Origin of the sequence: Agrobacterium sp. B1(2019) (assembly GCF_008274755.1) — a bacterium.
Classification (GTDB): Bacteria; Pseudomonadota; Alphaproteobacteria; order Rhizobiales; family Rhizobiaceae; genus Agrobacterium; species Agrobacterium salinitolerans.
On the sequence record NZ_VTPB01000002.1, the window covers coordinates 248,803 to 271,659 of the forward strand.

Sequence of the window (22,857 nt, forward strand, 5' to 3'; positions counted from 1 at the left end):
GCCGAAGAGGCGTCACAAAATGCAGGGAGGGCGGCGCAAGCCACCCTCCCCTAATTCGTGGCGAAACTGCACTTTTTATTGGTTGAGAACCGCCGCCGTGATCGTCTGCACATTGTGATTGATCATGTCGATATAGGTCGAAGCCGGGCCGTCGGCAGTCGAAAGCGCGTCGGAGTAGAGCGTGCCACCAACCTTGAGACCGGTTTCGCTGGCGATCTGGTCGATCAGCCGCTTGTCAGTAATGTTCTCGACGAAGATCGCCGAGGCCTTGTCGTGTTTTACCTGGTCAACGAGCTTGGCGACATCGGCGGCCGAAGCTTCCGATTCCGTCGACACGCCCTCCGGCGCGAGGAAGTTGAGACCATAGGCATGCTCGAAATAACCGAAGGCGTCATGCGAAGTAATGATGACGCGTTTTTCCGGCGGGATGGCCGCAATTTCGGTCTTCACCTTCTCGTTCAGCGCGGCAAGCTTGGCGATATAGGCATCAGAATTGGCGGTGTAGGTGGCGCAACCGGCCTTGTCGACTTCGCAAAATGCGCCGGCAATGTTCTTCACGTAGATTTCGGCGTTCTTGATCGACTGCCAGGCATGGGGGTCGTATTCGCCGTGATGGTGTCCCTCGTGGCTGTGATCGTGATCATGGGCCTCAGCGGTCTCGTGTTTGTGGCCAGCCTCTTCGGCCTTGTGGTGGCCTTCTTCTTCGGCTTCGGGATGGGCGTGACCAGCCGGCTCGTCGGAAAGCTTGAGCGGCTCAACGCCCTTGGTCAATTCCACAACCGGCGCCTTGGTGCCGCTGGTGTCGATAAGACGCTTCAGAAAACCTTCGAATTCCAGACCGTTGACCAGCACCACATCCGCCTTGCTGACGGCGACGGCATCGGCCGGGCGGGGTTCATAGACATGGGCGTCGCCATCCGGCCCGACCAGCGTGGTGATTTGGACCCGATCACCGCCGACGTTTTTGGCGAAATCGGCGATGATCGAGAAACTCGCCACGACCTTGAGTTCAGCGGCGGACGCCTGCGCCATCAGAACCGGGGAAAGGGAAAGAAGGCTGACGCCGGTGGCCAGACGGAGGGTTTTGAACATGAGGGTTCTCCTTTTTGGACGCTGTTTTCAGGCCGTCCTGTGACGGCCGGAACCGAGAAGATCGCTGAGCACGCCGCGCGTGCCGACGAGGATGGAGAGCGCATAGATGACGCCCGCGGACAGGATGATCGCCGGGCCTGACGGCAGCGACGCGTGATAGGAAAGGAGCAGGCCTGCAAAGCAGGAGATCATGCCGATGCCGATTGAAATGAAGCACATGGGTGCGACGCGGTTGGACCAGAAGCGGCTGGCGGCGGCGGGCAACATCATGAGGCCGACCGACAGCAGCGTTCCCAACGCCTGGAAGCCGCCAACAAGATTGAGCACGACAATGGCGAGGAAGAGGAAGTGCACCGGGCTGCCCCATTTACTGACCGAGCGCAGGAACAGGGGATCAAGGCATTCCGCCAGCAGCGCCCGCCAGAAGGTCATCATCACCAGAAGCGTCACGATGCAGATGCCGCCGATCAGGCCGAGCGCCTCATTGTTCAGCGCCAGCACCGTGCCGAACAGCACATGCATCAGATCAACGCTGGAACCGCGCCATGAGACGAGCAGCACGCCGAGCGCAAGCGAGATGAGATAAAAGGCGGCAAGCGAGGCGTCTTCCTTCTGGATGGTGAAGCGTGACACAGCACCGGCGCCGAGCGCGACAAGAAGGCCGACAGCCAGCCCGCCGATGGTCATGGGCAGAATTTCCAGCCCGTAGAACAGAAACCCGACCGCCGCCCCCGGCAGGATGGCATGAGACATGGCGTCGCCCGTCAGGCTCATGCGGCGCAGCATCAGAAAAACGCCGACCGGGCCGCAGCTGATGGCAAGGATCAGCGCACCGGCAAGCGCCCGCTGCATGAAGACATATTGGACGAAGGGTTGGATGAAGATATCAGCCACGGACATTCGAACTCGCATGGGAATGGGCTGGGGAATGGACGGATGCCGCCTGCGGACTTGTCCCGACGATCTGCAGCGAAGGCGCCTTGGCCGGCTCGCACCAGGGGGCGTTTTCCTCCCACGCCTCATGGAAATACCGCGCCTGCCGGATGTTCTCCGCCTTCAGCACCTCGGCCGTCGGACCCAGCCCGACAAGCTTTCGGGCAAGGAACAGGGTCTCTGGAAAATGCTGCCGCACGAGCTGGAAGTCATGAAGGACCGCCAGCACCGTGCGCCCCTCGGCCACCCATGACTTGATCAGGACCATAAGGTCGGAAACAGTGCGCTCGTCGACGGCGTTGAAGGGTTCGTCGAGCAGGATCAGCTGCGCATCCTGCAACATCGCACGGGCAAACAAGGCGCGCTGCATCTGGCCGCCCGACAGCGAGTCGATATTTCGCTTTTCAAAACCGGAAAGCCCGACCGCCTCCATCACGCGGCCCATCGCCGCCCGGTCTTCGGAACGGTGGCGGCCAAGCAGGCCGCGTTTCGGCCAGAGACCAAGCGCCACCAGATCCCGCACCTGCGCCGGAAAGGAGCGGTCGAGTTCCGATTGCTGCGGCAGATAAGCGACGGACAGATTTGGGCTTACCCGGCATTCGCCGCCGAGCGGCTTCAAAATGCCGGCAATGCCTTTCATCAGCGTCGATTTTCCAGAGCCATTGGCACCAACCACCGCAGTGAGCGAGCCTTTGGCGATATCGCCATTCAAATGATGCACGGCCGCGCGGCCGGCATATCCAAGCGTCAGGTTTTTGAAGGTGAGGCACGGATCGCTCATCGATCCCTCCAAGGCAGGATGTCATTCGATGGCCCTTGATATGTAATGCTATTACATTCGTCAAACGAATACGTAATGAAATAACATTAACTATCGGAAAGATACGTTGCGCTTCGCATAAGTCACAGCGCCCGCACAGCGGGACACTTTTTTTCTGTCGCCCGTTGACAGGCGGATGATATGTAATGTTATTACGTTACCAAACAAAGACGGGGTAGCAGCGAACCCGTCGTTTTCAGATCGTCCGCGTGGTCGCCATGAGGTGCACGCGAGCGTTGCCAAAGAACGAGGTCCTTATGTCGCACAAACTTCCCGTCACCGTGCTTTCCGGCTTTCTGGGCGCCGGCAAGACGACGCTCCTTAACCATATTCTCGCCAATCGCGATGGTCTGCGTGTGGCGTTGATCGTCAATGATATGAGCGAGATCAATATCGACGCCGCGCTGGTGCGCGATGGCGGCGCCAATCTCTCCCGCACGGAGGAGCAATTGGTGGAAATGACCAATGGCTGCATCTGTTGCACGCTGCGCGACGACCTGCTGACCGAGGTGCGGGCGCTGGCCGAACAGGGCCGTTTCGACTACCTGCTGATTGAATCCACCGGCATCGCCGAGCCGCTTCCGGTCGCTGCGACCTTCGATTTTCGCGATGAAAACGGCCGCAGCCTTTCAGATGTCGCGCGTCTCGACACCATGGTGACGGTGGTGGATGCCGCCAATCTTCTCAACGATTACGGCTCGTCCGATTTTTTGGCCGACCGGGGCGAAACGGCAGGCGATGGCGACAACCGCACCATCGTCGATCTGCTGGTGGAGCAGATCGAATTTGCCGATGTTGTCATCCTCAACAAGATCGGCACCGCGACGCCGGAGGAGCGGGACGCCGCCCGCAAGATCATCGTTGGGCTGAACCCGGATGCAAAACTCATTGAGGCCGATTTCGGCAAGGTGGCGCTGAAGGAGGTGCTCGGCACCGGCCGTTTCGATTTCGCCAGGGCCGAAGAGCACCCCCTATGGTTCAAGGAATTGCACGGCTTCAAGGATCATATTCCCGAAACCGAGGAATATGGCATCCGCTCCTTTGTTTACCGTGCCCAAAAGCCCTTCGACCCCGTGCTGTTCCAGCGTTTCATCGATCGCGCCTGGCCAGGCGTGGTGCGCGCCAAGGGCTTCTTCTGGCTGGCGACGCGTCCGCGTTATGTCGGCGAGATCAGCCAGGCCGGCGCCTTGGTGCGTACCGGAAAGATGGGCCTGTGGTGGTCCGCCGTGCCGAAAGAGCAATGGCCGCGCGAAAAGCAGTTCCTCGATATGATGAAGCCCTATCTCGATCCGGTCTTCGGTGACCGCCGGCAGGAAATCGTCTTCATCGGCTCCGATCCGATGAACGAGGCGCGCATCCGCGCGCAGCTCGACGCCTGCCTGATCGATACCGAGGCATTCACACCGGATGCATGGCGGCACCTGCCCGATCCTTTCGCAAGCTGGGACCGGCAGGCGGCTTGATCGTTCCTCGCCCTCATTTTGGCCGGACAGATGCGCCTTTCGCCTTCTCCCCGCCGGGGAGAAGAAACAGGCCGCACCGTTCTTGCAAAACACTACAGGAAATTCAGCGTCACCAGCGCCAGAACGAGATAACGCCCAACCTTGGCGACGGTTACCAGCAGCAGAAACACTGGCAGCGGTTCCCTCATGATCCCGGCGGCAACCGTCAGCGGATCGCCGATCAGCGGCGCCCAGCTGAGCAGCAGTGACCATTTGCCATAGTGCCGATACCAGTTCTGCGCGCGCTCCAGCGTCGCCTCACCGACCGGAAACCAGCGTTCATGCCGAAAGCGCTCGATGCCGCGGCCGAGCAGCCAGTTCGCAAAGGAGCCTGCGACATTGCCGGCGCTGGCCACGACGACCAGCAGCCAGACGGGCTGTGATTTCAGAAGGATGAGGCCGGCCAGTGCGGCCTCCGACTGCATGGGCAGAATGGTCGCTGCAATGAACGCCGTCAGGAACAAACCCGCATATACCGCCAGATCGGCCATTGCCCGCCCTTCATCCTCCGCGAATCCCGTCGTTGCCCCTGAAGTGGCGGATGAGGGCGGCGGCGGTCAAGCGCATCTTGAGCCTGAAAACGGGCTCTCAAGCAGAATTCGCGGCGATGACGCGCACGATATCGTCATGACCCACCGCGAGAAGCGCCTTGTGGATGGATAGTTGCCGGCTGGTACCGGAAGCCGACAGGATGACGATCACCGTTTCGCGCGGCGGGCAATCCGGCAGGGCGCAGGAAAGCTCGGTGACTGTAATAATGTCTTCGGGGTGGAGATGCAGCAGATCGCGGGACCATTGCTTCACAAGACGAGCCTGGGAGACGATTGCGGAGCCGCTGCGCGCAAGCGGATTGTTCATGCCCTGCCCTTTCGCCCCGCCTGCGCGGCCAATGTCTCGAAGAGAGCGCGGATCGGCTGCTGCGGCATGTCCATGCCGATCAGCACGATGCGCGTGCCACGATTGCCATCCGGCCAGCGCTCCAGGCGGGTCAATGGATAAAGCCGATGCTGCACCGCATGGGCGACAACCGGCCGCTCCGGATCATCCGTCGCGCCGAAAATGCCCTTGAGCCGCAGCAGACCGGAATGCACATTGCTGGTGACGAGCTCCAGAAAAGTGACAATCGCCTGCGGATCAAAAGCGCCGTCAAAGGTAAGATCGAAAGCCTCGACCCCGACGCCATGGCGGTTGATATCGTGCTGGTGGGCGGCATGAAGGCTCAGCCTGTCGGCCGCAAGCCATCCCGGCGCATCCTCCGGCTTGCCGCGCAGCGAATAATCCGAGGCTGCAAACAACGACATCAGATCGAAATCGACCGCATTGCGGTCATGAAACGAGGCCGCAGGATTGAGATCGACGAGGCTTTCGCGGTCCACGGCTGCAGCATCGACAAGATCGGTTTTCGTCAGGACGATATGATCGGCAAAGGCAAGCTGTTTCCAGCCTTCGATAAAGCTGTCGAGCATCGCCGGGCCGGAGACAACGTCGAAAGCCGTGATCACGCCCGAAAGATGGAAATGCCGCGCCACGATGTGATCGCGCAGGCCAAGCGCCGGCGTGCCGCCGGCGATCAGGCTGTTGATGATAGGCGCAGGATCGGCAAGGCCGGTGGTTTCGATGACGACCCGCGATACTTCCGGCATCACCCCTTCCAGAAAGGCCTGATGCAGCTCGTAAAGCGAAGTGCGGATATCGCTGGTGGCGGTGCAGCAGATGCAGCCCGTCGTCGTTCTGAAATATCGCTCAGAACCTTTCCGCACCAGACCGTGATCAATGGGAACTGCGCCGAATTCATTGACGATGACCGCGGCGTCGCGCATGGCCGGCTCAGTCAGAAGCGCGTTCAACAACGTCGTCTTGCCAGCGCCCAGAAAACCCGTCAGCAGGGTAACCGGCACTGTGCGGGCAGGTGGCGCGACGGCCGAATCGTCCCTGGGATCGACCGCATTCTTCCGCTTCATTCCGAACACATCCGCACCTTCACCATCCAAAAATTCGTCGCACCATAATACGTTATGTAATAACATATCAATTGCGATTATTAGATTTCCGACGCGAGCTAAACCGGCCCCAGCACGCCACCAACGGCCGGGCGCATGAAAAAACCACGGAACGAAAAAAATGGAATAATAAAACCGTTTCCTTCACTTTCGTTTTAATCGTTCCACGTTCTCTTGCATTTTCATTAGAGTTCGCTTTTAATCAGATCGCTAATGCAGAAAAGATCGCCCGCAGCCGGATCACGGAGGAACGACTGCAATAAGGGGCTGTATCTTTTACTGTTTTCATAACGGGAGGAATCGCCTTGAAAAAACTCAGCTACCGCCTTGCTGCGGCATCCGCGCTTTCGTTTTTTGTCACATCGAATGCTTTCGCTGCGACGGAGATTCAATGGTGGCACGCCATGACCGGCGCGAATAACGAGGTCGTGGATACGCTGGCGAAAGAGTTCAACGAAAGCCAGAAAGACTACAAGATCACGCCCGTGTTCAAGGGCACCTATCCGGAAACGCTGAATGCGGGCATTGCGGCGTTCCGCGCCAAGCAGCCGCCGGCGATCATTCAGGTCTTCGACGCCGGCTCGGGTGTGATGATGGGGGCCGCCGGCGCCATCAAGCCCGTGGCGGACGTGCTGAAGGAAGGTGGATACACCTTCAACAAGGATGAATATCTGGCCGGCATCGTGGCCTATTATTCCAAGCCCGACGGCACCATGCTGTCCTTCCCTTACAATTCGTCCTCGCCGATCCTCTATTACAACAAGGATATCTTCCAGAAAGCCGGCCTCGACGCCGACAACCCGCCGAAGACCTGGCCGGAAGTTTTCGAAGCCGCCAAGAAGATCAAGACCAGCGGCGCCGCCCAATGCGGTTTCACCTCCACTTGGCTTACCTGGATCCAGACCGAGAACTTCGCCGCCTGGAACAACGTGTCCTATGGCAGCAATGAAAACGGTCTTGCTGGCACGGATGTGAAACTTGCGGTCAACGCGCCGCTCTTCGTCGAGCATTTCCAGGCGATTGCAGACCTCGCGAAGGACGGCACTTTCCGTTATGGCGGCCGCACTTCGGAAGCCAAGCAGCTGTTCATGTCCGGCGAATGCGGCATCCTGACCGAATCCTCCGGCGGCCTTGGCGATATCGTCAAGACCGGCATGAATTACGGCATCGGCCAGCTTCCTTATTATGAGGGCCATGGTCCGCAGAACACCATTCCCGGCGGCGCGAGCCTCTGGGTCTTCGGCGGCAAAACCGACGCCGAATATAAGGGCGTGGCCGAGTTTTTCCACTTCCTCTCCCAGACCAAGATACAGGCGCGCCTGCATCAGGTCTCCGGTTACATGCCGGTGACGATCGCGGCCTATGAGGAAACCAAGAAATCCGGATTTTATGACAAGAACCCCGCCCGTGAAACGCCGCTGCTGCAGATGATGGGCAAGCCGCCGACAGAAAACTCCAAGGGCGTGCGTCTCGTGAACCTGCCACAGGTGCGCGATATCATGAATGAAGAGTTCGAGGCGATGCTGGCCGGCAAGCAGGACGCGAAAGCCGCCCTCGACAAGATCGTGGAGCGCGGTGACGCCGCCATCAAGCAGGCCGCCGGCAACTAAACGATCCCCTGCCCCGCCCGCATCCTCGACATGGTGCGGGCGGCATTCCCATCTCATCAGGAGATCGCCGTGCAAAGCGTCGTATTCCCCAACAAGATCCTGCCCTATCTGCTGGTCGCGCCGCAGATCATCCTCACGGTGATCTTTTTCTTCTGGCCGGCAAGCCAGGCGCTTTACCAATCGACCATGCGCGAGGACGCGTTCGGGCTGAACAGCAATTTCGTCGGTCTGGCGAATTTTTCCGCCGTGCTTTCAGACGAAAGCTATCTGAACTCGCTGCAGGTCACGATCATCTTCAGCATCCTGACCGCACTCGTCTCCATGGGGCTGGCGCTGCTTCTGGCGACGGCTGCCGACCGCGTTGTGCGCGGCAAGGGCTTTTACCGCACCATGATGATCATGCCCTATGCCGTCGCCCCTGCGGTTGCCGGCATGTTGTGGCTCTTCATGTTCAACCCGGCCATGGGCACCTTCTCCTATATCCTGCGCCGTAACGGCATCATGTGGGACCCGCTGCTCAACGGCGACCAGGCCATGCTGCTCGTCGTCGCGGCTGCCGCCTGGAAGCAGATCAGTTACAATTTCCTGTTTTTTGTCGCAGGCTTGCAGGCAATTCCTAAATCACTGCTGGAAGCGGCCTCCATTGATGGCGCGCGCGGTTCGCGGCGCTTCTGGACCATCGTTTTCCCGCTGCTAGCACCGACCACCTTCTTCCTTTTGGTCGTCAACACGGTCTACGCCTTCTTCGATACCTTCGGCATCATCCATGCCGTCACCGGTGGCGGCCCTGCCAAGGCGACGGAAACACTGGTCTACAAAGTCTATAATGATGGCTTCGTGAACCTCAATCTCGGCTCTTCCGCCGCGCAATCCGTGATCCTGATGGTGATCGTCATAGCGCTCACCGCCTTCCAGTTCCGCTTCGTCGAGAAGCGCGTGCATTACGGCTGAGGATTTCCCATGATTGAAAATCGCCCGGTCGCCCGTGTGGTCGCCCATCTGATGCTGGTACTCGGCATCATCATCGTGGCCTTCCCGATCTATTACACCTTCGTCGCCTCCTCCATGACGTCGACGGATATCATCCGCCCGCCCATGTCGCTCCTGCCCGGTGACCATCTTGGCGCCAATTACGCCGAGGCCATGGTTGGCGGTGTCGAAAGAGTGGTCGGTGTGAGCCTCGAACGGCTGTTGTTCAACAGCTTCGTCGTGGCGCTCGCCATCGCCATCGGCAAGATCGTTATTTCGTTCCTGTCGGCCTTCGCCATCGTGTTTTTCCGCTTTCCCTTCCGCATGGGCTTTTTCTGGATGATCTTCATCACGCTCATGCTGCCGGTGGAAGTGCGTATCCTGCCGACCTACAAGGTCATCGTCGATCTTGGGCTGATCGACACCTATGCGGGACTGACGCTGCCATTAATGGCGTCGGCGACGGCGACCTTCCTGTTCCGGCAGTTCTTCCTGACCATTCCCGGTGAACTGGTCGAGGCGGCGCGCATCGACAATGCCGGCCCGTTCCGCTTCATGCGGGATATCCTGCTGCCGCTGTCGAGAACAAATATCGCCGCTCTGTTCGTGATCCTGTTCATCTATGGCTGGACCCAATATCTCTGGCCGCTGCTCGTGACCAACGACGCCAAGATGAACACGATCATCATCGGCCTCAAGCGCATGGTGGATTTTACCGACGCTTCGACGCCCTGGAATTATGTGATGGTGACGGCGATCCTCGCCATCATCCCCCCGATTATCGTTGTGGTGCTGATGCAGCGCTGGTTCGTCAAAGGTTTGGTGGAGACCGAAAAGTAATGGCAAAAATTGCGCTGAAAGACGTCCGCAAGGTTTATGGCGGCAATGTCGAGGCCATCAAGGGCGTGTCGATGGACATCGCCGACGGCGAAATGATCGTGCTGGTCGGCCCCTCCGGCTGTGGAAAATCTACCCTACTGCGCATGATCGCCGGTCTGGAAGGTATTTCCGGCGGCCAGATCGTCATCGGCGACCGGGTCGTCAACGATCTCGAACCTTCCGACCGCGACATCGCCATGGTGTTCCAGAATTATGCGCTTTATCCGCATATGACGGTGCGCCAAAACCTTGCCTATGGCCTGAAGAACCGCAATACGCCGAAGGAGGAGATCGAACGGCGAATTACCGAGGCGGCAAAGGCGCTGGAGATCGAACAGTTCCTGGAGCGCAAACCGCGCCAGCTTTCCGGCGGCCAGCGCCAGCGTGTGGCCATGGGCCGCGCCATCGTGCGCAAGCCGGCGGCCTTCCTGTTCGACGAGCCGCTGTCCAACCTCGATGCCAAGCTGCGTGTGCAGATGCGCGTGGAAATCCGCCGCCTGCAACGTTCGCTCGCCACGACAAGCGTTTATGTCACCCATGACCAGATGGAGGCGATGACGCTGGCCGACCGGCTGGTGGTGCTGAATGCCGGCCGTATCGAGCAGATGGGCACGCCGATTGAGCTTTACGAAAAACCGGCCACCACCTTCGTCGCCACCTTTATCGGCTCGCCTTCCATGAACCTGCTGAACCATGACGCGACATCGGCAAACAGCTCTTCCGGCTGGTCGGTGCAGGGAACCCCGGCACTGCCGCAGGGCGTCGCCACGCTCGGCATCCGCCCCGAAGATATTACTCTTGCCGATGAAGCCCCCGCAGATGCCGCCTTCACCGGAACCGTGCAGGTGGACGCCGTGGAACTGGTGGGCGCGGAAAGCTACGTGCACGGCTCCTTCGCTGACGGCACCACCATCGTTTTCCGCGTTCACGGCCGCTCGCAACTGCGCATCGGCGAAACGCTGAAGATAGCCGCACAGGCAAAGGATTTTCACCTGTTCGATGCGGCGGGGAAGAGAATCTAAACTTGCCTACGAAAAGGGACACCCGCCAGTCGGCGGGTGCTCGCACTATCGCTAGAATCTCCGCCAGCGCCTTACCAGACGAGTTCCACCTGCGGCCGGCCATTGGAGGTTTTCTCCACGGTGCGGCCGGACGTATCGACATTGCAATGAACGCGCTGCCGGAAAGCGGAAAAGCTTTCGAAAGTCACCACATCCACGGGATCATCGAGATGCAGGGTCAGCCGGTAGCGTTCGGGATCGCCGCCGAGCGCCTGCACACCTAGAACGGAAGCCACGAAGGGTTGGCCGAGGTAAAAACCTTCCACCCTTGACCCCAGAAGATAGGGGTTGAAGGCGGGGCGGTTGCCGGCCGATGCGTGGAGGGTGTTCCAGTCGCGGAAGCCATATTGCGCGGCGATGAGTTCCAGCGCTTTGGAATGGGTGATTGCCTGCCCCTGATCCTCAAGGGCGGCGCGCAGGCGTTTTGCCTGTTCTTTCAGCCCCTCAAGCGCGGGAAGCGGTTTGGACACGTTCATAACGGTTCTCCAACATGCGCATGCCGACTATTCCGAAGGGGGTCCGCGTTGCCATCGACGACATGCAAAACATGGGATGACCGTTATTGAAGAAAGAGCTTCACCAGGGGCGTAAACACCTGCGGACGGCCGGGGCTCTTACGCCCGTGGCCGTCCCTATAGCTCAGAAAGCGTCGCCCGTCAAAGGCAGCGCTCAGCCGATCCCGTGATCAGAAGCGATAGGTGATACCCGCGCCGATCAGCCAGGGATCGAGCTTGGCCTTGCCGCTGATCGGCGTGCCACCCAGTTCGGCGGTCCAGTCGGTCTTGAGGAAGATTTTCTTTACGTCGAAGTTCACGCCCCAATGCTCGTCCAGCATATAATCGAAACCGACCTGTACGGCTGCACCAAGCTTGTTCTTGACGTCGAGATTGCTGAAACCGGGCTTTTCCGTCTGGTTATAGAACAGCGAATAGTTCACGCCCGCGCCGATATAGGGCTTGAAAGCGCCGAAATCGGTGAAGTGATATTGCAGCGTCAGCGTCGGCGGCAGCAGCCAGGTCTTGCCGACCGGCGTGCCGGCCAGCACACCCTCGCCGTTGATCTTGGCATAGGTGGTGCCGAGGATAAGCTCTGCGGCGAAGTTGTCGGTAAAGAAATAGCTGATGTCGAGTTCAGGGATCACGGTGTCCGAATAGGACAGGCCCGCGCCCGGCACGCCATGGACGCTGCCGCTGTCATGGGTGATGACACCGAGGCCGCGCACACGCAGCATCCACGGGCTTGCCGCCGCAATCGCCTCTTCGGCGGTGGGGGCCGGCGCTGCCTGCGCCAGATCGGCGGCCATGGCATTGGCGGATACCAGCATGGCCGCAACACCAGCCGCGACACTGGCAAGCAAGGCGGTTTTTTTGTTTCTGTTCGTCATTCCATCTCTCCTATAGCGCACCGCAACCGGGCAAGTCCCCGGAACCGGCTGATGACGGCGGGCTTTAGCGAATCTTCGCCTGCCGCAGCCGCTTCGGAGCCACTATGACGAAGGGAAAGGCAGGCCGATTGAGATGGATCAAACCAGGACCCCGATCATGGATCGGAACGATTGACCGGCAAACATTGTGACAATTACGCAACAAGCGCCGTCCGGCGGTCGAAAAGCGGATGCACAACGCGCCCGGCAGATACCGGAAAAATACAAAAAAGGCCTGCATTTGCAGGCCTCCTTCCAGTGCATCACCTCTATCACGCGGCCTGGGGCGTCAGGGTTGCAGAGCCCGGCTTGCGCAGAAGCAGAACCGAGACGGCCGCGATCATGCACATCAGACCGGCAATCTGCAGTGCGGGCATATAGGTATCGAAATCGCTCTTGAAGAAACCGGCGCCAAAGGCGGCGGTGGCGGCTCCCAACTGATGGCCGGCAAACACCCAACCGAAAACGAGACCGGCCTTCTCGCGCCCGAAATTCTCGGCAGCGAGCTTCACCGTCGGCGGCACGGTCGCCACCCAATCCAGCCCATAAAAAACGGCGAAGACCGAGAGCTCCACGAAGCTGAACCCCGAGAATGAGAGATAAAGCAGGGACAGGCCACGCAGACCGTAGAACCAGAACAGCAGGAAGCGATTGTCGAACCGGTCGGAAAGCCAGCCGGCGAAGATGGTGCCGAAGAAATCGAAAATACCGATTACCGCCAGCGTGCCCGCCGCCGTCACCGCGGCCATGCCGAAATCGCCGCAGATCGAAATCCAGTGGGTCTGAATGAGACCGTTGGTCGAAAGCCCGCAGACAAAGAAAGTGCCGAAAAGCACCCAGAAGACCGGGTTACCCGATACGCTCTTCAAGGTCACCAGCGGCGAGGCCAGTGTGGCGAGGAGATTGTGATCCTGCTTGACCGGTTTTGCCACCGCTGTCTCGCCATAGGCCGGCAGGCCGACGTCGGCAGGATGGTCACGCATCAAAAGAAGCACGAGGACCATGGCGGTTGCGATCACCGCAACGGAAAGGGTCAAGGCGGTTCGCCAGCCATAGGCTTCCGTCAGCGCCGCCAGCAGCGGCAGGAAAACCAGCTGGCCGGTGGCATTGCTCGCCGTCATGAGGCCGATGACCAGTCCGCGACGCTTGGAAAACCAGCGTGTCGCCACGGTCGCGCCCAATACCAGCGCAGTCATGCCCGTTCCGACGCCGATCACCACGCCCCAGAGCAGCAGCAATTGCCATACCTCAGTCATGAAGAAAGAGGCGACAATGCCGCCCATGATCAGGGCAAGCGCGGTGGAAACAACCTGCCGGACGCCGAAATGATTCATGAAGGCGGCGGCAAAAGGTCCGAGCAGGCCAAAAAGCACCAGCCTAACGGCCATTGCGGAGGAAATATCGGCAATATCCCAGCCGAATTCCTGATGCAGCGGCTGGATCATCACCCCCGCAGACCCCATCGCACCGGCGGTGGCCAGCATGGTCAAAAAGGTGGTTGCGGCAACAAGCCAGCCATAATGCAGATTTCTGCCGGCCATCCAGCTGGCGAGGCGTGTGGAGAGCATGTTCAAATTCCCTTTCCAGCCGCTGCGGCCGATGGTTCACGGGTATATACCCCATATTGCGGGCAGATACCCGCTTATGTCCCAAAAAATTACAGGGCTGCGAGCAGTTCCTGCAATTGTGCTGTCTTCTCAGGCCCAAGCCGGGCCTCGATTTCATCCTGCACCCCATCCCAGAGCGGCGAGCCCGCTTTCAGGATCGCATGCCCTTCCCTCGTCACGGTCAGCATCGCTTCCCGTTGATCCTCGCCGTGACCAATGGCCACCAGACCCATACGAGCCAGCACCTTGGCGTTGCGGCCGACTGTGGAGCGATCCAGTTCCACCCGCGTAGCCAGATCGGTCAGCGAGACCGGCGCGGTGCGGTTGATATTCCGCAACAGGCTGAACTGACCGATATTGACGCCAAGCGGCGCCAGGGCCTCGTCATAATAGGACGAAACCTTGCGGGATGCTTTGCGCAACAGAATGCAATGGCAACTATCATTTGGCATTTATCTCGGGTATATACCCGTAAATTTCTGTGCGCAAGAGGCGCCCCGAGAAATTATTGTACGGAGTCACGGATTCTGACCGGGAGTCACCAAAACGACCCTAGCATCTTTTGATTTTGCTAAATGCAAATCGAAAATCAACGATCGTCGATGGGATTGATGGCTAGAACACATAATATTGCAGCGCTATTTTCAACGGACAAAGCTTGAAATTACAATATCAGATACATTATTTCAATTTATAACAGCAACTCACATCATATTCCACTAGATATTTTTTGTTTTTATTATATTTCTACTTAACTACATCGTTTTGTTTCCTGCCACTGATAAAGCAATTCCACGCAAAGCGAACGTTCAGGCTGCAGCGTGACGTGCCGTCATCGCTCTGGAGGCTATATTTACGCCGGCCCTCGAACTGTACAAAATAGAGAAAGACGACAGACGAATTTGGCGTGGCAAGGTGAAACCTTGGGAAGAGCTCTTGATAGAACGCTTAGCGTTGCGGAAGAGACGGGTAGTTGCGCGACGCAAAAGCACCTGATTTCCGCATTTAAGGACAAGGTTCGACCCGATGGGAGCGAAGCACTGAAGCTCCGCTTTTTCTAATTCAAAGGGCGGGTAGAGAACAACCTAGCCTATGAACAAACGCACGGTCGGCAAAGCATTCGTCAATAAATAGTTCGGCTTAAAGGAAGGCAGTGGTGGCATAAATGCGACTACGCGGACGGAACGTGGAAAGGTAGAGACGTGGTGGGAAGGCTTACTCCTTACAGCGTGGTTGCGACCGGCTACATATGAAGGCTCGGCCTGATTATTCGCCCCAATGAGCATGTGCTCTTCAGCTGACCGGAGTGTAGCCAAGTCGCCTAAGGCCTGCCAAACGTCGCTCCGGTATCCCATAGATGATCGACGTGCTCCCCAATGTCACTGAAGGGCGACCTTCAGGGGCATTGGTACGGCTTCTAAATTTCGCGCCCCCAGATTGCTCGACAATATTGGAAAACGAACCAACTAACTCAAGTAGCCCCAATTCGCGTGGGCGAGCCTCGTGTAATGAACCAGTGGTCCCCAAAGTTTCTCGCCGTTAACCGTAAATCGCTTCATGGCATCGAACATCGCGTCCTTTTTGAATGGTACGTGAATCGCTTGAGCCGAGCCGTTATTTATACGTGCTTCAAGAGACGCTGGCCATAATCCCGACAGAGCGGCAGGGGCGAGAATAGAAGCATATCCAGTGTACGCAACAATCAGCGGTATCTCGTAAACGTCCACAGCCATCTCAATTTCCCAAGAGAGTAAACTCCCAGTCCGTCGCGTGTCGCTCGATATGATTACGACCATGTTCTTCGAGCCTGACAAGCGCTGTCGTATGCTTGCTTGAAGCGTACTCAATTTGCTCGAATCTCGGACGGGGCTTGCTTTGTCGTGGCTGTTCACAAATTTGAAATCGATATGTCCTGCGCTATTCCAACCTTGTACAGTCGCATAGTATCGGAAATCGGATTTCGTTGGGTCTGCTTGCCCCAAACCATCGAAAGCAAAGTACGTACCTGTCCTATTCAAGATTTACAACCTCCTCATCCGAGGGTTAATCAACTTACATCGATCCTTTGACACATATTACACGCCATTGTTAAGGAGCTTCATGTCCAGAAGATTGATTTGATCGATCTTATCCTTGTGTATTATTATCGATAAATTCGCTGGATACTTGAATCGCATTTCACTAATGCGAAATGTCCATAGCATTATTTTAAGTAAATCTTCGTCACTAATGTTTTTGTGACCCTTGATACGAGTAATACCTGATCCAAATATCGGGGTGGAGACGCTTTGCTGAGCGTAGACTTTATTCACCTGATCCCAAAACCGGACGAGAAACTCCAAGTACTCCGGCATAGTTAGTACGGCACGATTACTTTCATCAAACTTTGACATTGCTGTCAGTAGATAATCGTCGTAAACATAGATTGTACCTAAACGATACTTTATGTTTTTTCCCTGCCGCATTTTTTCTGTTGCCCCCAGGACCTCATCTTCCTCGAACACGAAGCTCGCAATTTTCTGATCCAATTCCTCAACCGGAATTTTCAGGTGGGATTTCACAAAGAGCCCGTTCAATGATTTCTCGCTGATGATCCTATTATCCACCTGCGTGTCGAAATACTCGTTGAATGCTATCGCTTTGAGACCGGGCTGCAGAAAGATATCCCCGACCTTAATGGCAACACTCGTGCCATCAATTTTGATCTCGACGTGATTGAGTTGATTAGACCAAATCCAGACACTGACGTAAGCCGCGAGCAGTAAGAACGCGAACGCCGCGAGCGAGAGTGCTTTATATTCGTCAGGCAAATCCACGAAAAGAAGCAATGTCGACAGGGAGGCGCTGACAACAGACGTAATCTGAAGAAAAATCTTAAATAGTCGTTTGTCGAAAAAACCGACTTTCATCAACCTTGCCCAACGTTTAAACCGAATCGAGTAAAAAAGCTTACCGCACATCACTAACTCAATGGTTGCAGTATTTTTTTGTCAACCCTTGCGAATTTTCACTTCCAAGAAGGAGCGAGCAAACAACGGCGATTTCTGAACACCTAATTAATGGGGATACCTGCCCCAACGATCTGACGCCGGTTGCGTCAAGCAACCCGCCAAGCACTTCTGTATGAGAAAGCAGTCATGTTACGGGCATCAGCAAGCCTCCAGAAGCCGCGCCACGTAATTCTTCGAAAATCTCCACAAGGTGAGGACCGGTTGCCACGAAACCACCAGCATGAAGAGGGCCGTGAAGGAAATCAGGACACGAAGCAGAAATTCGTGTGCCTGGCGGACACATGTCGTCTTCCAATTGACCATATGCCGGTTTAGTCTCGTAACGATGAAAAGTTCGGCTATCAACCGCGCACTCTGGCCTTTCTCGGACCAAATTCTCGCGTACTCGACCGCGTCTATCCTGTGATGCACCGAAACACGAAAGGTCCTAAACGCCCACCACGCCGCGCCGATGAGATAGGCGGTAGTGGCAAAGAACAGCAAGAGCGTCACGAACTGAAGTGGGAGAGGGAGTTTGACGAACGTCTCACCGTAAAAGGCAGTGCAGATCGGTAGCGCGATAGGTACAACTGCCGCGACGGCGGCAAGATAGATGGAGGCCTTGCTTTCGGCCCCGGCCCGACGCTCCTTTTCAGCAGCCGCCAAGCCTCTTGCTTCTTCAAGTGCGAGCTCGCTGTCCTGGCTCCAGTCCGCAGCGCGTATGGCCGCGACGTCTTGGTCGTCTTCCTTGTTTCGCGCGTCGATCTGCGCCGCGGTGAGCCGCAGTATACGCGGCCATAGGAGATCGGCGAAATCCTTCATTTTTTGGCGATCTCTTCGAGTTCATCGACAATAGCCGCCGATATACGAACGCCGGTTCGGTTTTCGATCCAGGCCCATTGGCCGTTCGGGTTGCACTCGAGGAACCAGTATTCGCCGTTGATGTCGCGGATCAGGTCAATAGCGCCGAACCGAAGGTTCAGTTCCTCGACCAGCGCGACGCATTTGTCCTTTATCGGCGCGGGTAGCGTGATGGCTTCGTGTAACAGTTCGGGATTGGAGCCACGTCGCCAATCGACGCGCGACACCTCCGTCACCTGCGAGTGGATCGCGACCGCGAAGACAAGGCTTCCCACCACGGTGACACGTATGTCGGCGTCTTTGATTATCTCGCGTTGATAGATGGCGGGACATAGAGAAATCGCCGGCGCGTCTTCAGGCAGAATTCCTGCCAAAGCGGAAGTGAAGACTATGCTGCCTGGACCTTCCTCGGAAACAATCGACGTCTTCAGGGGTTTGCCCACCACCGGCCCGGATTTCATGAGGCGATCGACCTCTACGAAATCGTTGGTAATAACGCCCTCGGGTATCCTGAAGCCAATCCTGACCGCCGCGATAAGCTGACGAGGTTTGTCCTCGGCGAGCATGATGTAGGCTGGATGGGAAAACCACCTCTTTCCGACGAAGACATAGATGGATTTCAAAAGGCCGTTCCACTCTCCTGCCGCATATTCCCAGTCATGCGGCGTGATATCCGCACGTGGTTTGGATGGTTCTTCCGGTCGCCGGAAATAAGCCGCGAGGACATTCTCGAGCCGCTGTGTCCTTTCCCGAAGTCGAAGCGTGAAAGAGCCTTCGAGAGGGTTTATGGTAACATGGGCTTCGGCAATACTCTCGGTATTGAGACGCAGATACGGCAGCTCGCGGCGCTTGAGCTCGCGGACAATGTAGTCAGTCGTGAGGTCGCGTCGGTTCGTTACAATGAGAAACGTCATCGAACTTAGACCAAGAGCTTTTCGGAGGCTCTCGTGTCATCGCTTTCCATCTGCGCATGGGTCTTCGTAGCGAGCTCGAGGGACATCGCCGGAGAGGCGGCGCGATCATCAGATTCTTGCACGCCGTCACTCTTGGTCGCCAGTTCGAGCATGGAGAGTCGCTTTTCGTCGTCAGCTTCTTGTTGGGTCATAGTTTTCGTCAGGACTTCAACCTGCGATCCAGCAAGGTCGATCAGCGGTCTGCTGCCGCTTGGAGTTGCTACTACCCACATGTCTTCACTCTCGGAATAGGAGCCTTCAATCTCCATCTCACCGGTCCGTTCGATCGCAAAACGGTGAAGAAATGGCTTGATACCAACAATGAGCGTATTTCCATCCATGGTGTGTCATCCTCGGGAGTTCACATTGACATTCGTAAGAAAATAGCGGCGCAAACAACTTATTGTTGCTTGAATATTTGACGGTGATCAGAAGTAAAATCAACTGTTCCCTATCTACCCAAGGGCGTTTGCGGCCGTTAATCAACACGGTTTCCCATATTTCGACTAGGCTCAAAGAGGCGAGCGCTGCCCGGCAGAAATCGAGGTTCCCGGATGCCACGTATTCCCCCAATTGAACTGGCTAGCGGGAACATGTTGGTAACGATTGTGCGGTAACAGGACCAGTAATTCTTTCGCTACAAAAATCTGGCTCAGGCTTTGCCTATGAAAGAAAAGAAATGAGTGACGTTCCACGTCGCGCGGCCCACGAAGGCGGACACGGTCTCGTCGCTTGCATGTTCGGCCTCCCGGTAACGCGCATTAGCGTGCAAATGGGTGATTATATCTCCGCGGCCATGTACTGCGACTTATCGGCTGCGAGCCGAGCCGAGAAGCTGTGGGTTTATCTGGCGGGATGGGCGGGAAACGCTTATAGGGTTTCTCAACCAACTCGATCCGACTCTTTTGATGTTGAGAACTACGTCAAACACCTACGGCTATCAAAGCGCGGGGCCGGATCAGTATTCGGTGTCCTCATATTCGGCCAGAGCGACATGGCCCTTGCGATGTGGGCCAATCCCATCAAAGCACTGTTTCCACGTTCAACTTTGATCGAGATCGGTAGGTTCATCCACGAACACCGCGTCGAATTTTTCCTTATAATGGACGCGCTTGAAACGCAGTACAGCATCGACGGGACATCCGTCAGGAGAATGTGCCGTGGTGAGCCAATGACTGACACTGATCGGACGCGCAGTCGCAACGCTGATCTCGATTACTGGTCATACTAAACGAGGCAAGGAGGCGAGCCAGTCCAGGGATGCTGTCGGTGGGCGGGCCCGGAAAGATCATCACTCGAACCAGATGGTGTGTGGTCGACCAGAGTGTTACCAAAGTCTCGGTGTCGAACCTTGAGACGTCAATGCTTCCGATTTCAGGGAACGATATGAACTCGCACTGGGGTTTATACTGTGCAAAACCATTAAGGGCCACGTACAGACCTCGCGTACCGACAAACCATACGCTTCGGCCGTGGTTCCTAAAAACATGCGGTGAGGTCGACGCAAACCCGCGGCGCGCGCTTATTCTGAGTTCCCGGTAAGACTTCAAAAAAAGACTCAGCATCCAGCAGGACGCGATCCCTGAAGCTGCAAACGCGGCATATCCTGCAATGCGCTCGCGGAACAACAGGACAGACAAAAAAGCGATGCAGGCCGGGATGACGTTTAGTAATAAAGAACCAACCAGACGAGCCAGGGCGGACCGAATCTCAGATATCCAAATCGCTTTCTGCGTGGCACAAAGGTGTTTCAGCTCGGCTTGCCCAGGAGATATCTCGAATTCAATGGTGTCGAGCTGTGCCATCACAAGGCTTTGAAGTTCACTCCGCGTGGAACTTAGGGCTTGCGCAAACTCCTTTATCAGGAGTTGTTCAGCAAAAATGAAACGCATATCGTCTTCCACTGCTCATCGATAATTGATGATGGTGGCTGGCGGACGGGCCGGTCAAGCGCGCAAACGTTGCACTGAACACTCCCCCCCCGTATACCTCCTTGAGGGCGTCCCGGTTCAGCCCGTATCTTTCTCAATCGTATCCGCCCAAAGTGGACGAAGAGGTTATCGGACGCGGGGAACTGCCGGATTTTCCAGAAAGTGACATTGGAAAGCTCCTGCAACAACCACACCCAGTCCAAACCCGGAAATCAATCTTGCTAGCAAAAGGTCTGGCAAATGGATACGACACCAGCCAGTAAAGTGTCCCAAATGCCAAGAACGATGTCGCCATAAGGTAAAGTTGACCGTCCGTAGCTGGACGACGAAAAGCCACAAAATGAAAGCCGGTGACGCTCCCCACTAGGCATGGTACAAACTGACCAAGAATTATCGTTGGTTTTGCCGCGAGCGCATCCAGCAGACAAAAGACGAACGCCAGGAATCCAGTACCGAGCAACTGCAAAACGACGGCTGCAATAAGACATGTTCCCCAGGGATATTGGGGTTTCCAATAGCGAAAATATGTGACCAAGACGCCCCCCTCTGAAGTGGTGCCCTTGAAATCAAGGCGACCATCTCGAAATTCGTACAACCTCAACTTGAGTTGAGGTCAAGGGGGAGCCAGTGGCTTGAGAGTTAACCGTTGTCTGGGTAGCGGCACGACCGGGTGTCGCTTCTCCGCTTTGCATTTTTTGTTTGCCCGGTCGAACTGGCGTGCATCGGGTCCGTAATCTGGCTTAAAGCATAGTCACCTAGTCGCTTTTGAGACTATCTGTACGAGCGTCTCCCGACCGCTATTGGCCATAACCCTGCGCTGTAGTAGCAACACGCATCACCTGCACTTTTGATCGAAGCGCCCGACCCAACCTGCGTCGGTCATGCAATAAGTGCAACGGCAGAAAACATGACCAACATCAAACATCAATAGCGAGTTGCCCCCCAACAAAAAAACAGCGCCAGACGTGCTAGCCCTGTTTATCTCATTATCCGAAGTGAAGGTTATTGCCCAAAATGCGGCCAAGGAAGCCCTGGATTAGGGGAATGATTTCGTCCGCGCGATCCTCGAGCGCAAAGTGCCCACTACCGATCAGGTGGAACTCAGCCTTCGGCGGGTCGCGCGTGAATACGTTGTCAACGAAGCAAGCCTGCCACCAAACACCGAAATGCCACCAGCCTGGGATGCGTTCGTAGGAGGCGTCGGGCATCGGAAAGCAATTAACGAGGCGTTGCGGGCCGCTTTAATGCTGGAAAATCAGAGAACCATTGATACAGCGCGCTCCGATGATTTCCTTCCAATAATCAAAGACGAGATGATGAAGGTGCGAGCGGGAGTTTTCGCGAACTTCAAATCATCCAATTTGGAAAAGTGAAACGCTCGCGCAGGTATCGCCTCATCTCACGAAAGTCAGCCTCTGTGAACCCCATCACAAAAAGACCGGACACAATCGAGGTATTATGGAACATGGCAACTGATCCATAACACCGCACGATCGTCCCCCCACGGCGATCTTGTTCGTCATGGAGCGACGAAGGCCATCGTACGATCAGTCTTCCATCCAGCGGTTGCAATCGCGCCTTATGAACGGTGATTTCAGCATCTTCAGTGATAAATTATTATCTTCTAAAATAGCGATCTGGCTTTTCCAGATCACAGACGAGATTGCAACTCACTTTTGTCTCTGGCTAATTGTTGTTGCGATAGCGCCGGTTTCTTATTTCCAGTGTTCGGTCGGCATTTATCCTATAAGTCTCATGCACTTCTCTGTGCATATTGTCGAAAAAGCTGTGAGAGAATGTACTCCCAATTGGTGACCTGGTGAGCAAACTGTTTGGCTGACCGCCATAAGTGATGCTACCCGGAATTGGTTCAAGATTGGCTTTCGCTTGTGTAACCATGCCATCAACCGAAAAACACGCGATGGCGACAGCGAGCAGTTTCCTCATGACAAACCCCTTTCGTTGATGGTGGTTATACGGCTGTCTGGACTCTGCCAATCAATACGCAGATGCATGATGGCAACCCCACTTACGAACCGCGGAATACGAGTCATTTTGACTTTTTGCGGCACGTCCCGGTAGTTAAACGTCGGGAAACACTGTGAAGCTTTATTAACGCAACTGAAGAAAGCGGAGTTCACAAAGAACGAGGGGTAATTGCCACTCCGAGCGCACCACCCGATGAGGCGCAACGGTAGGTCTCGTAGTGCATTGCCTAGCTTCGAT

At 56.4% G+C, this 22,857-nt stretch carries 22 protein-coding genes; 6 read left to right on the forward strand and 16 right to left on the reverse strand.

The annotated features are described in order from the left end of the window. Positions 1-75 precede the first annotated feature (75 nt). From aztC to aztA, 3 genes are read right to left on the reverse strand one after another with little or no spacing between them, the layout of a single operon-like run. The gene (aztC, locus tag AGR1_RS16030; protein WP_149147532.1) at positions 76-1,092 is read right to left on the reverse strand and encodes a zinc ABC transporter substrate-binding protein AztC; all 1,017 of its coding nucleotides are present in this window, start codon (positions 1,090-1,092) and stop codon (positions 76-78) included. A gap of 27 nt (positions 1,093-1,119) precedes the next feature. Then, a complete protein-coding gene (gene aztB / locus AGR1_RS16035) occupies positions 1,120-1,992 on the reverse strand; it encodes a zinc ABC transporter permease AztB (RefSeq protein WP_162927629.1) in 873 nt (290 codons plus the stop codon). Next, the gene (aztA, locus tag AGR1_RS16040; RefSeq protein WP_149147533.1) at positions 1,979-2,806 is read right to left on the reverse strand and encodes a zinc ABC transporter ATP-binding protein AztA; all 828 of its coding nucleotides are present in this window, start codon (positions 2,804-2,806) and stop codon (positions 1,979-1,981) included. The genes aztB and aztA overlap by 14 nt, the downstream gene beginning before the upstream one ends. 296 nt (positions 2,807-3,102) lie before the next feature. Here aztA and zigA point away from each other — a divergent pair, with 296 nt between their 5' ends. Next, positions 3,103-4,308, forward strand: a complete 1,206-nt coding sequence (gene zigA, locus AGR1_RS16045; RefSeq protein WP_149147534.1) for a zinc metallochaperone GTPase ZigA — start codon at positions 3,103-3,105, stop codon at positions 4,306-4,308. Positions 4,309-4,400: 92 nt separating this feature from the next. Here zigA and AGR1_RS16050 read toward each other — a convergent pair whose 3' ends face one another. The 3 genes from AGR1_RS16050 to AGR1_RS16060 form a co-directional block, all read right to left on the reverse strand. Next, positions 4,401-4,838 (reverse strand): YqaA family protein, encoded by a 438-nt coding sequence (locus AGR1_RS16050; RefSeq protein WP_149147535.1) that lies wholly within the window; start codon positions 4,836-4,838, stop codon positions 4,401-4,403. A gap of 97 nt (positions 4,839-4,935) precedes the next feature. Then, positions 4,936-5,205, reverse strand: a complete 270-nt coding sequence (locus AGR1_RS16055; protein WP_149147536.1) for a hypothetical protein — start codon at positions 5,203-5,205, stop codon at positions 4,936-4,938. After that, positions 5,202-6,308 (reverse strand): GTP-binding protein, encoded by a 1,107-nt coding sequence (locus tag AGR1_RS16060; protein ID WP_149147537.1) that lies wholly within the window; start codon positions 6,306-6,308, stop codon positions 5,202-5,204. Before AGR1_RS16060 ends, AGR1_RS16055 begins: the two co-directional genes overlap by 4 nt. Positions 6,309-6,646: 338 nt before the next feature. On the opposite strand from AGR1_RS16060, the gene ugpB reads away from it, so the two are divergent. The 4 genes from ugpB to AGR1_RS16080 all read left to right on the forward strand — a co-directional run bounded on the left by ugpB (position 6,647) and on the right by AGR1_RS16080 (position 10,827). Next, complete coding sequence (gene ugpB, locus AGR1_RS16065; protein ID WP_187772242.1) at positions 6,647-7,957, forward strand: sn-glycerol-3-phosphate ABC transporter substrate-binding protein UgpB; 1,311 nt, start codon at positions 6,647-6,649, stop codon at positions 7,955-7,957. 69 nt (positions 7,958-8,026) lie between these two features. Further along, positions 8,027-8,908: a sn-glycerol-3-phosphate ABC transporter permease UgpA gene (ugpA, locus tag AGR1_RS16070; RefSeq protein WP_077984238.1), complete on the forward strand. Its 882-nt coding sequence runs from the start codon at positions 8,027-8,029 to the stop codon at positions 8,906-8,908. Positions 8,909-8,917: 9 nt separating this feature from the next. After that, positions 8,918-9,766: a sn-glycerol-3-phosphate ABC transporter permease UgpE gene (gene ugpE / locus AGR1_RS16075; protein WP_077984239.1), complete on the forward strand. Its 849-nt coding sequence runs from the start codon at positions 8,918-8,920 to the stop codon at positions 9,764-9,766. Beyond that, positions 9,766-10,827 carry a sn-glycerol-3-phosphate import ATP-binding protein UgpC gene (locus tag AGR1_RS16080; protein WP_149147539.1) on the forward strand — a complete coding sequence of 354 codons (1,062 nt, stop codon included), beginning with the start codon at positions 9,766-9,768 and terminating at the stop codon, positions 10,825-10,827. The genes ugpE and AGR1_RS16080 overlap by 1 nt, the downstream gene beginning before the upstream one ends. Positions 10,828-10,898: 71 nt before the next feature. Here the strand turns inward: AGR1_RS16080 and AGR1_RS16085 are convergent, their stop codons facing one another. The 9 genes from AGR1_RS16085 to AGR1_RS16130 form a co-directional block, all read right to left on the reverse strand. After that, positions 10,899-11,342, reverse strand: coding sequence for a glyoxalase superfamily protein (locus tag AGR1_RS16085; protein WP_077984241.1), 444 nt, complete (start codon positions 11,340-11,342; stop codon positions 10,899-10,901). Between the two features lie 209 nt (positions 11,343-11,551). Further along, a complete protein-coding gene (locus AGR1_RS16090) occupies positions 11,552-12,250 on the reverse strand; it encodes an OmpW family protein (protein WP_149147540.1) in 699 nt (232 codons plus the stop codon). A gap of 311 nt (positions 12,251-12,561) precedes the next feature. Next, on the reverse strand, positions 12,562-13,857 hold the full coding sequence (locus AGR1_RS16095; protein ID WP_149147541.1) for an MFS transporter: 1,296 nt from the start codon (positions 13,855-13,857) through the stop codon (positions 12,562-12,564). 89 nt (positions 13,858-13,946) lie between these two features. Next, on the reverse strand, positions 13,947-14,348 hold the full coding sequence (locus tag AGR1_RS16100; RefSeq protein ID WP_080796132.1) for a MarR family transcriptional regulator: 402 nt from the start codon (positions 14,346-14,348) through the stop codon (positions 13,947-13,949). Between the two features lie 1,623 nt (positions 14,349-15,971). After that, complete coding sequence (locus AGR1_RS16110) at positions 15,972-16,805, reverse strand: macro domain-containing protein (RefSeq protein ID WP_187772202.1); 834 nt, start codon at positions 16,803-16,805, stop codon at positions 15,972-15,974. A gap of 240 nt (positions 16,806-17,045) precedes the next feature. Beyond that, positions 17,046-17,708: a hypothetical protein gene (locus AGR1_RS16115; RefSeq protein ID WP_149147543.1), complete on the reverse strand. Its 663-nt coding sequence runs from the start codon at positions 17,706-17,708 to the stop codon at positions 17,046-17,048. Next, positions 17,705-18,661, reverse strand: coding sequence for a hypothetical protein (locus tag AGR1_RS16120; RefSeq protein WP_149147544.1), 957 nt, complete (start codon positions 18,659-18,661; stop codon positions 17,705-17,707). The genes AGR1_RS16115 and AGR1_RS16120 overlap by 4 nt, the downstream gene beginning before the upstream one ends. Positions 18,662-18,666: 5 nt before the next feature. After that, on the reverse strand, positions 18,667-19,041 hold the full coding sequence (locus AGR1_RS16125) for a hypothetical protein (RefSeq protein ID WP_149147545.1): 375 nt from the start codon (positions 19,039-19,041) through the stop codon (positions 18,667-18,669). A gap of 804 nt (positions 19,042-19,845) precedes the next feature. Further along, complete coding sequence (locus AGR1_RS16130; protein WP_149147546.1) at positions 19,846-20,592, reverse strand: hypothetical protein; 747 nt, start codon at positions 20,590-20,592, stop codon at positions 19,846-19,848. Positions 20,593-21,707: 1,115 nt separating this feature from the next. Here AGR1_RS16130 and AGR1_RS29615 point away from each other — a divergent pair. Continuing rightward, positions 21,708-22,004, forward strand: coding sequence for a hypothetical protein (locus tag AGR1_RS29615; RefSeq protein WP_187772203.1), 297 nt, complete (start codon positions 21,708-21,710; stop codon positions 22,002-22,004). Positions 22,005-22,317: 313 nt separating this feature from the next. Here AGR1_RS29615 and AGR1_RS16145 read toward each other — a convergent pair whose 3' ends face one another. Next, positions 22,318-22,530 carry a hypothetical protein gene (locus AGR1_RS16145; RefSeq protein WP_246669681.1) on the reverse strand — a complete coding sequence of 71 codons (213 nt, stop codon included), beginning with the start codon at positions 22,528-22,530 and terminating at the stop codon, positions 22,318-22,320. Positions 22,531-22,857: the final 327 nt, after the last annotated feature.